We start from the raw sequence: 12,549 nt of genomic DNA on the forward strand, positions 1-12,549 counted from the left end.
TCAACGCACTGGCCAGAGACATCATAAGTCTCTTGCCAGTGCGAGTCCTGCGCTCTTATAGGATCGAACATGTCTGATGATCTGTTCGGTTCCAACCCGCCAAGCCAATCCAAATCCGGTGACTATGATGCCTCGGCCATCGAGGTTCTCGAGGGGCTGGAACCTGTCCGCAAACGCCCCGGCATGTATATTGGCGGCGTCGACGAACGGGCGCTTCACCATCTCGCGGCAGAAGTCATCGATAACAGCATGGACGAGGCCGTTGCCGGTCATGCCAGCCGGATAGAGATCACTCTGGACGCCGACAACCGCCTGACGGTCAGCGACAATGGGCGCGGCATTCCGGTCGATCCGCATCCGAAATTTCCCGGAAAATCGGCACTTGAGGTGATCATGACGACGCTCCACTCGGGCGGCAAATTTTCCGACAAGGCTTACGCGACATCGGGCGGCCTGCACGGCGTTGGCGTGTCCGTGGTCAACGCCCTGTCGTCCGAAACAATCGTTGAAGTGGCGCGCAACAAGACGCTGTATCGCCAGTCCTTTTCCAAGGGTATCGCCACATCCACACTGGACGAAGTCGGCACCACCCCGAACCGTCGCGGCACCAGCATAGCTTTCATTCCAGACACCGAGATTTTCGGCGAAGGAAACCGGTTCAAGCCCTCACGGCTATTCAAGCTGGCCCGTTCCAAGGCCTATCTCTACGCCGGCGTCGAGATCCGCTGGAAATGCGACGAGAGTCAAGTCAGCGATGATGTTCCCGCAGAAGCGGTGTTCCAGTTCCCCGGCGGTCTGTCCGATCATCTGCGTGAACAGCTTGCCGGACGCGAATGCGTCACCACCGACTTTTTTGCTGGCAATCAGGATTTTCCCGACAGCCAGGGCCGGGTCGAATGGGCGATCACCTGGCCGATCTGGACCGACGGCAGCTACAGCTGGTATTGCAACACCATTCCGACTCCCAATGGTGGCACCCACGAAACCGGCCTGCGCAACGCTCTCGTCAAGGGATTGCGCAATTTTGGCGAACTGGTGCAGATCAAGAAGGCGTCCCAGCTGACCGCCGACGACATTATCTCCGGTGGTGAAATGATGCTCTCCGTCTTCATCCGCGATCCGCAGTTCCAGAGCCAGACCAAAGATCGCCTGACCTCACCGGAAGCGTCAAAGCTCGTCGAGAATGCCGTCCGTGACCATTTCGACCATTTCCTCACCGACAATATGGACCGCGGCAAGGCCTTGCTTGGCTTTGTCATGGAGCGGATGGACGAGCGGCTGAAACGCAAAGCGGAGCGCGAAGTCAAACGCAAGACCGCAACCTCGGGCCGCAAGGTCCGTCTGCCCGGCAAGCTGACCGATTGTTCGATCGGCGACCCCGAAGGCACCGAATTGTTCATCGTCGAAGGCGACAGCGCCGGCGGCTCCGCCAAACAGGCGCGCGAACGCAAGACGCAGGCGATCCTGCCCATCCGCGGTAAAATCCTCAACGTTGCCTCCGCCAATAATGCCAAGATCATGGCCAACAGTGAAATTGCCGACCTGATCCTCGCGCTGGGCTGCGGCACGCGCAAGGATTGCCAACCCGACAATCTGCGCTACGAGCGGGTCATCATCATGACCGACGCCGATGTCGACGGCGCTCATATCGCCACCCTGCTGATGACCTTTTTCTTTCAGGAAATGCCGGAGTTGGTTCGCCGCGGCCATCTTTACCTGGCCCGGCCACCGCTTTATCGCATCAGCGCCGGCGGCAAGAGCCTCTATGCGCAGGATGATGCGGCGCGTGTGAAAATCGAGAGCGGACCGTTCAAGGGCAAGAAAGTCGACGTCAGCCGTTTCAAGGGTCTCGGCGAGATGAACCCTTCGCAGCTACGCGAAACCACCATGGACCCGGACACAAGGTCGCTGTTCAAGGTCACCTTACCGCCGGAATATGAACAACGCGCGGGGGTCAAGGATCTGGTCGACCGGCTGATGGGCAAGAATCCCGAACATAGGTTCAATTTCATCCAGCAGAACGCGGCCAGCCTTGATGAGGATGTGATCGACGCCTAGTGAACAAGGTCTGAGCCAGAACAGCAGCGGGAGATGATCGTGCGGTTCCTATATGTTTTCGCACTCTGCCTGCTTCCCGTTTCGCTTGCACAGCCGTTAGGCGCAGCAATAGCCCAAACAAAATCTTCGCTCTCTCCCCAGCTATCCATTCGGGCCAATGATGTGTTGCGCCTGTTGCGGAGCGAGCCCATCGAGACCGTGGTGTTCGACGAAAATTTCCGCAACGCCGTGCCCCCTGCTCGGTTTCGCGCGCTCGTGCAGCAGGTGACGGAGCAGCACGGGCAGCCGCTGGAGATATCGTCGATTGAGGTGCGCAACGCCAATTCCGCGATCCTCGAGGTCCGCTACGCACGGTCCTTCGGCACCGTGAATATGGATCTCGAAAACGATCCTCCGCATCGCATCTCGGGCCTGCAGCTGACCGGCTTTGAAGCCCTTGGCGATACGATCGAGGAAGTCATGGCGGCAATTGACGCTCTGCCCGGGCGAAAGGGCGTATTGGTTCAGCCGCTGGATGAACCCGCCCGCCCGCCAATCGCCGCGCTTGATCCCGGCGGCCGCTTTGCCATCGCTTCAGCCGTCAAACTCTATATATTGGCAGAACTCGACCGGTCGATACAGGCGGGCGAACGGCAATGGTCAGACGTCGTGGAGCTGGGGCCCAAATCCCATCCCTCGGGCATCAGCCAGAACTGGCCCGACCGGTCTCCTGTCACGCTGCGCACGCTGGCCACCCTGATGATCTCGATCAGCGACAATAGCGCCACCGACACTTTGATCCGTGTCATCGGACAGGACAATCTGGCCGCGATCGTACGCGCCGCCGGACACCACAACCCGGACGACCTGCGCCCGCTGCTGATGACACGCCAGGCGTCGGCCCTGAAAATGCCGGTCCATACACATAGGCGGGAACAATATCTGAACGCCAGCCCCGCCGAGCGCGAACGGCTGCTCGCAGAGTTCGACAGCGCCCTGACCCTGGACAGCCTCGATTCCCGCATATTGACCCACAAGCCCGCTTTCATCGATCAGCTGGAATGGTTTGCCAGCCCGGCGGATATCGTCCGACTACTCGACTATCTGCGCGTGAACGCGAGCGAGGAGAGCAAAACAATCTTGGCGATCAATCCCGGAATTGGTCCGGATGCAGCGGAAAAATGGGATTATTTCGGCTATAAAGGCGGATCGGAACCCGGCGTACTATCCTTCAATTTCCTTCTGCAGTCCAAGACGGGGGAAAATTACGCCCTTTCCGTTAACTGGAACAATGTGGAACTGTCGCTGCGGGAAAGCGACTTGCTCACCCTGACCACGCGTCTGGTCAATCTGCTCGCAGAACAATAGCCAAAAGGCCGGAAGGCTATGCGTTGGCCAGAGCCTCGACCAGCGCTTTCACCTTTTTCTGCCGCCATTGTGGAAGCGGCGCCATCAGCCAGTAACCGCGCGACGACACGCTGTCTTCGCCAATAATCTCGATCCGGCCCGCCGCCAGATCGCGCTGAACCAGCATTTTCGGCACCCAGGCATAGCCGAAACCATTGGCCGCCGCCTCGATCGCAAGACCGCCATCGGCGACCCGCATCAGGGTTTCCTCGCCTTCGGAAATCGGGCATCCCGGCCAGTCAATCTTGTTGCCGCCCTTGAGACCCGGCGCAGCGACCTTCACGAATATGGTATCGCCGAGCATCTTGCCCTCATGCTGTCCCGGCCCGTCGCCCAGCCAGATCGCCACGTCGAGATTGGCTTCGGTAAAATCGATTTCATTGTCCGCGGCGACCAGGGCGAAACTGGTATCCGGATTGTCGGCAGAAAAGGCGGATAACCGCTCGTTGAGCCATTTCTGGGTAAAGTCGCGCGGCGCCGCAATCGTCAGCTTGTGCGACGACTGGCCCGATTGCATGGCGCGGACGGCTTCCTCGAACTGCAGGAAACCGGAGCGCAAGGCATCCAGCCCTGCCGCCGCTTCGTCGGTCAGTTCGAGCCCCTTGGGCGTCCGGCGGAACATGACCACGCCGAGCATGTCCTCGAGCGCCCGGATCTGCTGTCCGACCGCCGCAGGCGTTACCGCCAGTTCGTCGGCCGCCTTGGTGAAGCTGAGGTGCCGCGCAGCCGCATCGAGCACGCGCAGCCCGTTTAATGGCAAATGGGTGCGCTTCATTGTTCGACCGTCGGTTCGGTTAGCGGGAATTGGGGAATGCGGACTTCAAAGGCCGGGGGCGTGCTGCCGACCATGACAAAATGTCCTTCCATCGAACCATTTGGCGTGTTGAGTGGGCATCCGGACACGTAGTCATGCGATTTCCCCGGCTGGATAACCGGCTGTTCACCGACCACACCATCCCCGTCGACCATCTGCATGCCACCCCGTGCGTCGCTGATCTGCCAGTGCCGCGTCAGCAGTTGGACCGCAGTGTCCCGATGGTTCTCGATCCGCACATGATAGGCCCAGAACCAGCGGCTGCCCTCGATATCCGACTGCTCGGGCAGATAGGTCACCGAGACGCGCACGGTAACCCCGTCGGTGGTTTCGGCAAAAGGGAAGAATGATTCCATGCGCATGATATAGAGTTAAAGCCCGACCGACGAAAGGGCCTGATCCAGGTCAGCGATCAGATCGATCGGATCTTCCAGTCCGACATTGATTCGCAACATGTCCTCTGTGATACCGATTTCCACTCTGGCCTCTTCACCCAGCCCGTGGTGGGTGGTCGAAGACGGGTGGCACATCAGCGACCGGCTGTCGCCGATATTGTTTGAAATATCGATCAGCTTCAATGCGTTGAGAAGAGCATGCGCCCGCGCTCGCCCACCGCCGACATAGAGCGAGAAGATCGGACCGGCGGCCTCCATCTGGCGCATCGCGAGATTATGCTGCGGGTGGCTGGGCAGACCGGGGTGGAGAATTTTCTCCACCCGCTGCTCCAGAAACCTGCCCACTTCCTCCGCATTGTTGCTCTGCCGCCGGATCCGGAGGTCTAGCGTTTCCAGACCTTTGAGCACAACCCACGCGTTGAACGCGCTCAGGGTCGGCCCGGTGTTGCGGGTAAAGGCGAGCAGCGGGCCTTCGATAAAGTCTTCGGTACCGCAGACCGCGCCAGCGAGAACACGGCCCTGCCCGTCCATCATCTTTGTGGCGCTATAGGCGACCACGTCGGCGCCATATTCCATCGGCCGCTGCAGCACATTGGTGGCGAATGCGTTGTCGACGACGCTGGTGATGCCCTTGGATCGTGCCAGATCGCAGACGCTGCGGATATCGATAACATCCATCGTCGGATTGGCCGGCGTCTCAAAGAAGAACACCTTGGTCTTCGGGGTGATCGCCTTTTCCCAATTTTTGATATCGCGGCCGTCAACCACGGTCGTGTCGATCCCGAATTTGGGCAACAGGCTGTCGGTCAGCCAGCGGCAGGAACCGAAAAGGGCGCGGCTGGCAACGACATGGTCTCCCGCTTCCAGCTGACAGAGCAAGGCGGCGGTCATCGCCGCCATGCCCGATGCGGTCGCGCGGCAGGCCTCGGCCCCTTCCATGATCGCAATCCGCTCTTCGAGCATCTGCACCGTCGGATTTTGCAGGCGGCTGTAGGTCATGCCCTCCTGCTCGCCGTTAAAGCGGGCGGCGGCATCCTCGGCGCAATCGTAGCTATAGCCCGATGTCAGGAACAGGGCTTCGGATGTCTCGCCAAATTCGCTGCGCATCGTGCCGCTGCGGATCGCTTGCGTCGCCGGACGCCAGTTCTTGGTGGTTTCGCGGTTGCGGCCGGTATTTCTTTTCATGACCCTGTCCTAGCCGCCCGTCAGTTGCGCGACAATAGCGTCGCCGATTTCGGCGGTGGACGCCGATCCGCCCAGATCGTGGCCCAGAACGCCCTGCGCGAGCACCGCGGCAACCGCTGCTTCGATCCGGCTGGCTTCCGTTTCCATTCCGAAACTGTGGCGCAGCATCATCGCAGCCGACAGGATCATGGCCGAGGGATTGGCGATCCCCTGCCCCGCGATATCCGGCGCGCTGCCGTGAATCGGTTCGTAGAGCCCCTGCGTGCCTTCGCCAAGCGAGGCGGATGCCAGCAGGCCGATAGACCCGACGCACATACTGGCTTGATCGGACAGAATGTCGCCGAAGAGATTACCGGTCACCACAACATCAAACTGGCCCGGGTTGCGCACCAGTTGCATCGCAGCATTGTCGACATACATATGGCTAAGTTCGACTTCCGGATAGTCCGCAGACAGCTCGATCATCACGTCGCGCCACAATTGCGACGTTTCCAGCACATTTGCCTTGTCGACCGAGCAGAGCCTTTTGCCGCGCCCCATGGCGGTCTTGAAGGCGACATGGCCGATCCGCCGGACTTCATTCTCGTCATATGACATGATGTCATAGCCTTCGCGCAGGCCCTCGGCGGTCTGGCGGATGCCTTTCTCGCCGAAATAAACGTCGCCATTCAGTTCCCTTACGATCACGACATCGATGGTCCGCGCGATCTCTGCTTTCAGACCGGAAGCATCTTCCATGCCGGGAAACATTTTTGCCGGACGCAGATTGGCAAAGGTCTGCATTTCCTTGCGCAGGCCGAGCACCGCCTGTTCGGGGCGCAAATGACGCTCCAGATTGTCACACGACGGGTCGCCAACCGCACCGAACAACACCGCGTCCGCGGACTTCACCAGCTCCAGCGTTTCCGGTGGCAGCGGGTGACCATACTTGTGATAGGCCATACCACCTACATCGGCGTGATCGAGACAGAGACCCGGGAGGTTCATAGCCCCCAGCACGCGTAGCGCCTCGACCATGATTTCCTGACCAATGCCGTCGCCGGCGAGCACTGCAATATGCATAAGAGTTCCTTCCTGTAAGCGCGCCGCTTCCTGCCGAGAATCGCGCGATTAGGCAACCACCCTTTTCAACCGATCGACCAGCACACTGCGCGCCGCCATCACATCCTTGCGCCGGTCTTCGAAAAAATGACGTTTCAGGAAAAATCCGGTGACCCGCAGACCATCAAAAATATCGTCCCATTCCGGCGCTGCGGGCTGTTTCAGAAAGGGGGGGAGCGGGAGCAGGCGCTGCTGATATTCCTGCCCTGCAAAGGCGCTGACCGCGGTCGCACTTTTCGGGCTGATATAGACCAGATCCTCCTCCGCCCCCGTCACCGCGCATTTGTCCAGCGTCAGACCGAAGCCCAGTTCCGAGAGCAGCAGCAGTTCGTAGCGCACCAGCGCCACCGCCCAGCCTTTCGCGGACGGAGCGCCGCAAATCGCATCAAGCAGGGCGGACAAGGCAGCATAAAGTTGGGGATAGCTATGCTCTTCCGGCAGGATCGCTGCCGTCAAAGCCGTCACCCAGTCCAGCGCGGCGCTCGCCAATGGCTCGCCCAGAAAGGGCCCGCGGCTCAGTTGCAATTCCGCTGTCATCGAGGCCAGCTGCTCCTCGGTACGGGACCGATAGTCAGCCTGCACAATATTGGAGGGGATCAGTACCGGCCGCATCGTCCGCGAATGCGCGCCGCGCACATAACCGGAGACCAAGCCATTTTCGGGTGTCAGCGAGCGCACGACTGCGCCATGCTCGCCATGGGAGCGCACCGAACAGATAATCGCGGATGTCCGGAGACTACCCATGAAAATAATCGTAAATCTTTTGCGCCACGGTCGCCGATACGCCCGGCGCGCCCTGGAGGTCGTCGAGCGATGCGTTTTTGACGGCCCGCGCGGTCCCGAAATGTAGCAGCAGCGCCTTTTTCCGGGCCGGACCGATGCCGGGTACATCGTCCAGCGAGCTATGGCCGACAGCTTTGGCACGCCGCGTCCTATGTGCGCCGATGGCGAAGCGATGGGCTTCGTCGCGAAGCCGCTGGAGATAGAAAAGCACCGGACTGTTCATCGGCAAGTTGATTTCGCGACCGTCGGGCAGATGAAAAGTCTCCCGCCCGGCGTTGCGGTCCGGCCCCTTGGAGACGCCGATCATCATCACATCCTCGACACCGATTTCGGCCAGAGCCCCGCGCGCGGCGCTCATCTGGCCCTTGCCGCCATCGATCAGCACCAGATCGGGCCACTCGCCTTTTTCCCGATCCGGATCTTCCTTCTGCGCGCGGGAGAAACGCCGCTCGAGCACTTCGCGCATCATCGCGAAATCGTCACCCGGCGCAATATCCGGATTTTTGATGTTGAATTTGCGATAGGCGTTTTTGCGAAAGCCCTCGGGCCCGGCGACAACCATCCCGCCGACCATATTCGTCCCCTGAATATGGCTGTTATCGTAGATTTCGATCCGGTCGGGCACCGCTTCCAGTTCCAGCAATTCGACCATCTCACGCATGATTTTCGCTTGCGTAGACGTTTCCGCCAGACGCCGGGATAGCGCTTCTTCGGCATTGCGGCTGGCCTGGGCCAGCAATTTCCGTCGATCCCCGCGCTGCGGTTTGGAAACGCTCACCTTATAGTCCGCCTTGGTGCTCAGCGCCTCGGCCAGCAATTCCGCATCAGGCAACTCGCGGTCGAGCAGCACCAGCTTGGGTGGCGGCATCTGTTCGTAAAATTGCATCAGGAAGCTGGAAAAGACCTCGTCTATCGCGACATTGCTGGTGTGGGCGGGAAAGAAGCTGCGATGCCCCCAGTTCTGGCCGCCGCGAATGAAAAAGGCCTGGATACAAACGCTGGATCCTTCCGATGCCAATGCGAAGATATCGGAATCCGGCAGCCCCTGCGCGTTGATCGCCTGACTGCCCTGAATGAAGGTCAACGCTTTCAGACGGTCCCGGTAGACCGCCGCCATTTCGAAATCGAGAGCATCGGAGGCTTTTTCCATAGCTTCGCCCAGCTTGTTCTGCACGGCTGTGGATTTGCCGGACAGGAAATCCCGGGCATCCTCGACCAGTTCGGCATAATCTTCCTTGCCAATCCGGTCGACACAGGGTGCCGAGCAACGCTTGATTTGATAGAGCAGGCAGGGCCGAGATCGGTTGTTGAAGAAACTGTCGGTGCAACTGCGGAGCAGGAACAGTTTCTGCAAGGCGTTGATCGTCCGGTTGACCGATCCCGCGCTGGCAAAGGGTCCGAAATATTGCCCCTTGGTCCGCTGCGCGCCGCGATGTTTGGTGATGCGCGGAAAATCATGATCTTCGCGCAGCAGGATGAATGGAAAGCTCTTATCATCGCGCAACAACACATTGTAAGCTGGCCGGAACTTCTTGATCAGCTGCGCTTCGAGCAACAAGGCCTCTGCCTCACTGCCGGTCGTGACGATAGTCATCGAACGGGTCTGCGCAACCATTCGCATCAGTCGCTGCGGCAGCCGGTTCAATTGCACATAGGCACCAACACGCGCCTTGAGCGAGCGCGCCTTGCCGACATAGAGGACGTCGCCACGCTTGTCCTGCATCCGGTAGACGCCTGGCCTTGTCGGCAGGGTGTTCAGAACCTCGCGGATTGCCGCCATGCCGGCTTCAAGATCGGGCGTATCCCCCTCGCCGCGCACGGCATAGGTCGCCTTGTCCTCGTTGAACCGGGACGCGGCATTGGGTTGGTCGGGACGGCCGGCTTTGGACATGAGGCATATCTAGGATGACCGGCAGGGCTTTGCCAGTCACAAGATATAATCCTTTCCCGCTCACGGGAAAGGAAAGGATTAGTTCAGGGTTTTGCCAATATCGCCGATGGCTTTGTCGATCAGGCCCTTGTCGGCTGCGGCATCGTGCCGCGCAGCGATCAGCGATTCCGCCGCCTGTGTCGCAGCGGTTGCCGCCTTGGCGCGGACGGCAGCGATTGCGGAGCGTTCGGCAGCACCGATCTTCTCTTCGGCCATTTTCTTGCGACGCGCCACCAGTGCCTTGGTTTCCGCTTCGGCTTCCTTGACCAGGATCGCGGCTTCTTTTTCAGCGCTGTCCATCAGCGCTTCGATTTCCGCCTGCGCACCGGCAGTCTTGGCTTCATATTCGGCTTTCAGCGCTTCCGCTTCCTTGCGCAGATCAGCGGCTTCGTCGAGCGTCTTCTTGATCTCGGCAATCTTGTTGTCGAGCATACCGCCGACAAGCTTTGGCACTTTCGTCCACAACATGATCGCAAAGACGACCAGAACACCGACCGCAACCCAGAAGGTTGGATCCTGAAGTGGACCGCCAGCGCCTGCGCCCTCTGCCAAAATCGTCAATAGCATATTCTATCTCCTTCAGCAGGCGCTCAGAAAGCCGCCTTGACCGCCTTCTTTGCGTCCGTTGCCGTGACCTTGGCACCGGATACCGTCTTGACGATAGCCTGGGCGGCTTCTGCCGCAACGGCTTCGATTTCTTTCATTGCTTCGCTTTGCGCCGCCTTCAGCGCAGCATCAGCCTCGTCCGCTTTCTTTGCAATCGCGGTGTCGGTCCGTTTGATGGCTGCCTCGTTTTTCTTGGCAACCTTGGCTTTGGCTTCGTTGACCTTGCTCACCGCATCGGCCCGCGCATCATTGATGCTCGTGCGATAATCGGCTTCGATCTGCTCGGCCTTGTCCTGCCCGGCCTGTGCCGCAGCAAGGTCGTCGGAAATCCGCTTTTGCCGGTCATCAACGGTTTTGCTGATCTTCGGCACCATATTCTTGGCGATGCCAAAATAAATGATACCGATGACGATCAGCAACCAGAAAAACTGGCTGCCGTAGACTTCCATAAGCTGACTAATTTGAGGCATTATTCACCCGATGTTTCGAGACGCAAATAGGCGATTTTGGGGCGGGCCGAACCTGTCGGCCCGCCGTCAAATCATTCAGCGAGTTCGGCTGCAGGAGCTTCTTCAGCTACTGGTGCTTCAACGGCAGCTGCTTCAACAACAACTGCTTCAGCTGGCGTAGCGGCTGGTGGAGCGTACAGAATCATCATTGCAACAGCGAAAGCGATCAGGCCGAGCAATTCAGCAGCAGCAAAGCCGATGAACAGACGTCCCTGCTGGCCGTCAGCCGCAGATGGGTTGCGCAGAGCGCCTTCGAGGAAGGATGCGAAAACATTACCAACACCGGATGCAGCAACACCGATACCGATTGCAGCGATACCAGCGCCGATTACTTGTGCAGAAGCGAGATCCATTTTTTAAACTCCGTATTGAAAAATTAGGATTGAAAGTGACTTAGTGAAGATTTTCCGCATCGCTGATGTACAGCGATGTCAGAAGAGCGAAAACATAGGCCTGGATAGCGCATACCAGAAGTTCCAGTGCGCTGACAAATGCGATGAAGAGAATGCTCAGCAACGCGATACCCCAGCTGGCACCGCCGGCGTCAATGGCCTGAACCACGAAGCTTGCGAACACCTTGATCAGAATGTGACCCGCAATCATCGCCACGAACAGCCGCAGCGCGAGACTGAACGGACGAACGAGGAACGACAGCAGTTCCACCGAGAAGATCAACGGCATCATCCACACCGGCGTACCGTGCGGGATGAACAGGCTGAAAAATTTGAAGCCGTGCTTCCAGAAACCGACAATCAACACGATCGAGAAGCTGATGGCAGCGAGCAGGCCGGTAACGGTAAACTGGCTGGTCACCGTGAACGGGTGGATGCCCGGAATAATCCCGAACGGCATCATGCCGAGAAGGTTGGAAAACAAGATGAACATGAACAGGGTGAACACCCAAGGCGTATATTTCTTGCCGTTGGGACCGATGCTGTTGGCGATGATATTGTCGATAAAGCCGACCACACCTTCAACCATGACCTGCCAGCGTCCGGGAACCAGTTCCCGCTTCATTCCGCCCATCATGAAAACATAGAGCAACACGAGGACGACAAACATCCACAGTGCGCTGTTCGTGAAATCAATCTGCTGACCGAACAGAGTGAAGCCATCAAAGATGGGCTGCACTTCAAATTGGTGCATTGGATCAATTTTGCCTTCGGTCGCCACTAATATAACCCCTGATCGTCAATCGTCATCATCTGGTAACGCCGTACCGATGTCATCCACCGGCTGGCTCGAAATCATATAAATCTTCCTGAATGCCACGCCCGCTCCAAGAAGGAAGAACAGCAACAGGAACAATGGCGTCGTTCCCAGCCAGGTGTCAAAAAGCCACCCGAGAAGAAAACCGGCGGCCACGCCCCCGATCAGATAGCTTAGCACCCTTGCGCCGAGCCGCTGACTTTCGTCTGGCCCTTTGTTCCGGTGCCCTGCTTTGATCCTCTCTCTATTCTGTGCCAATTCCAGTCGCTCTTCCAGCGACGAAACCCGCACATCCTCTTCGAGGGGATCCCGATCAGATTCGCTTGCTGCCATTACAACCCCCTTAAAGCCCCAAATAGCGCCGAAAAGAGCCTTGAACAACAGCAGGCCGACCCGCCAAGGCGCGGTCCGTTTAGGAAAGCAGCGTGCCCAAGTCAACAGCAATGCTGCGACGCAGAAACTTGGTTGTTTTGGCGGCCGGATATTCGGCTGGTCGACACTGAAATTCCATACCGCTCAACCGCTGCAGCCGGGCTTTTGAACAGCGTTTCGCCGCCTGCCGGAGCGCACCCT

The 12,549-nt window shown here is 58.9% G+C and carries 12 protein-coding genes and 1 pseudogene; 2 read left to right on the forward strand and 11 right to left on the reverse strand.

Translation table 11 applies throughout. The features are described from left to right. Window positions 1-69 precede the first annotated feature (69 nt). Together parE and ACHZCJ_RS05200 are read left to right on the forward strand one after the other, a co-directional pair. Entirely contained in the window at window positions 70-2,058 is a 1,989-nt protein-coding gene (parE, locus tag ACHZCJ_RS05195) for a DNA topoisomerase IV subunit B (RefSeq protein ID WP_159641240.1), read from the forward strand. A gap of 162 nt (window positions 2,059-2,220) precedes the next feature. Beyond that, window positions 2,221-3,405, forward strand: coding sequence for a serine hydrolase (locus ACHZCJ_RS05200; RefSeq protein WP_321324484.1), 1,185 nt, complete (start codon window positions 2,221-2,223; stop codon window positions 3,403-3,405). A gap of 16 nt (window positions 3,406-3,421) precedes the next feature. Here the strand turns inward: ACHZCJ_RS05200 and ACHZCJ_RS05205 are convergent, their stop codons facing one another. From ACHZCJ_RS05205 to ACHZCJ_RS05255, 11 genes and pseudogenes are all read right to left on the reverse strand, one after another. After that, window positions 3,422-4,219, reverse strand: a complete 798-nt coding sequence (locus tag ACHZCJ_RS05205; protein WP_159641234.1) for a LysR family transcriptional regulator — start codon at window positions 4,217-4,219, stop codon at window positions 3,422-3,424. Next, complete coding sequence (apaG, locus tag ACHZCJ_RS05210) at window positions 4,216-4,614, reverse strand: Co2+/Mg2+ efflux protein ApaG (RefSeq protein ID WP_159647858.1); 399 nt, start codon at window positions 4,612-4,614, stop codon at window positions 4,216-4,218. The genes ACHZCJ_RS05205 and apaG overlap by 4 nt, the downstream gene beginning before the upstream one ends. Window positions 4,615-4,629: 15 nt before the next feature. Then, window positions 4,630-5,838, reverse strand: a complete 1,209-nt coding sequence (locus ACHZCJ_RS05215; RefSeq protein ID WP_321324489.1) for an aminotransferase class I/II-fold pyridoxal phosphate-dependent enzyme — start codon at window positions 5,836-5,838, stop codon at window positions 4,630-4,632. Between the two features lie 9 nt (window positions 5,839-5,847). Next, window positions 5,848-6,900, reverse strand: a complete 1,053-nt coding sequence (gene leuB, locus ACHZCJ_RS05220) for a 3-isopropylmalate dehydrogenase (protein WP_321324491.1) — start codon at window positions 6,898-6,900, stop codon at window positions 5,848-5,850. Between the two features lie 48 nt (window positions 6,901-6,948). After that, window positions 6,949-7,683: a DNA repair protein RecO gene (gene recO / locus ACHZCJ_RS05225; protein ID WP_321324493.1), complete on the reverse strand. Its 735-nt coding sequence runs from the start codon at window positions 7,681-7,683 to the stop codon at window positions 6,949-6,951. Further along, window positions 7,676-9,613, reverse strand: coding sequence for an excinuclease ABC subunit UvrC (uvrC, locus tag ACHZCJ_RS05230; RefSeq protein WP_321324495.1), 1,938 nt, complete (start codon window positions 9,611-9,613; stop codon window positions 7,676-7,678). The genes recO and uvrC overlap by 8 nt, the downstream gene beginning before the upstream one ends. A gap of 78 nt (window positions 9,614-9,691) precedes the next feature. Then, window positions 9,692-10,219: a hypothetical protein gene (locus ACHZCJ_RS05235; protein ID WP_321324497.1), complete on the reverse strand. Its 528-nt coding sequence runs from the start codon at window positions 10,217-10,219 to the stop codon at window positions 9,692-9,694. Between the two features lie 23 nt (window positions 10,220-10,242). Continuing rightward, a complete protein-coding gene (locus tag ACHZCJ_RS05240) occupies window positions 10,243-10,728 on the reverse strand; it encodes an ATPase (protein ID WP_321324499.1) in 486 nt (161 codons plus the stop codon). 173 nt (window positions 10,729-10,901) lie between these two features. Continuing rightward, window positions 10,902-11,120 (reverse strand): annotated as a pseudogene (locus tag ACHZCJ_RS05245) (F0F1 ATP synthase subunit C); the annotation flags it as partial. 40 nt (window positions 11,121-11,160) lie between these two features. Then, the gene (locus ACHZCJ_RS05250; RefSeq protein ID WP_159641213.1) at window positions 11,161-11,913 is read right to left on the reverse strand and encodes a F0F1 ATP synthase subunit A; all 753 of its coding nucleotides are present in this window, start codon (window positions 11,911-11,913) and stop codon (window positions 11,161-11,163) included. A 45-nt stretch (window positions 11,914-11,958) separates the two neighbouring features. Continuing rightward, a complete protein-coding gene (locus ACHZCJ_RS05255) occupies window positions 11,959-12,309 on the reverse strand; it encodes an AtpZ/AtpI family protein (RefSeq protein WP_159641210.1) in 351 nt (116 codons plus the stop codon). Window positions 12,310-12,549: the final 240 nt, after the last annotated feature.

The sequence above is a fragment of the uncultured Parasphingorhabdus sp. genome (genome assembly GCF_963677535.2).
In the GTDB taxonomy this organism is placed as follows: domain Bacteria; phylum Pseudomonadota; class Alphaproteobacteria; order Sphingomonadales; family Sphingomonadaceae; genus Parasphingorhabdus.

Bases quoted from the DNA above. Each gene is read 5' to 3' on its own strand.
- parE (WP_159641240.1), top strand. From the start codon at position 70: ATGTCTGATGATCTGTTCGGTTCCAACCCGCCAAGCCAATCCAAATCC.
- ACHZCJ_RS05205 (WP_159641234.1), bottom strand. From the start codon at position 4,219: ATGAAGCGCACCCATTTGCCATTAAACGGGCTGCGCGTGCTCGATGCG.
- apaG (WP_159647858.1), bottom strand. From the start codon at position 4,614: ATGGAATCATTCTTCCCTTTTGCCGAAACCACCGACGGGGTTACCGTG.
- ACHZCJ_RS05215 (WP_321324489.1), bottom strand. From the start codon at position 5,838: ATGAAAAGAAATACCGGCCGCAACCGCGAAACCACCAAGAACTGGCGT.
- leuB (WP_321324491.1), bottom strand. From the start codon at position 6,900: ATGCATATTGCAGTGCTCGCCGGCGACGGCATTGGTCAGGAAATCATG.
- recO (WP_321324493.1), bottom strand. From the start codon at position 7,683: ATGGGTAGTCTCCGGACATCCGCGATTATCTGTTCGGTGCGCTCCCAT.
- uvrC (WP_321324495.1), bottom strand. From the start codon at position 9,613: ATGTCCAAAGCCGGCCGTCCCGACCAACCCAATGCCGCGTCCCGGTTC.
- ACHZCJ_RS05235 (WP_321324497.1), bottom strand. From the start codon at position 10,219: ATGCTATTGACGATTTTGGCAGAGGGCGCAGGCGCTGGCGGTCCACTT.
- ACHZCJ_RS05240 (WP_321324499.1), bottom strand. From the start codon at position 10,728: ATGCCTCAAATTAGTCAGCTTATGGAAGTCTACGGCAGCCAGTTTTTC.
- ACHZCJ_RS05250 (WP_159641213.1), bottom strand. From the start codon at position 11,913: ATGCACCAATTTGAAGTGCAGCCCATCTTTGATGGCTTCACTCTGTTC.
- ACHZCJ_RS05255 (WP_159641210.1), bottom strand. From the start codon at position 12,309: ATGGCAGCAAGCGAATCTGATCGGGATCCCCTCGAAGAGGATGTGCGG.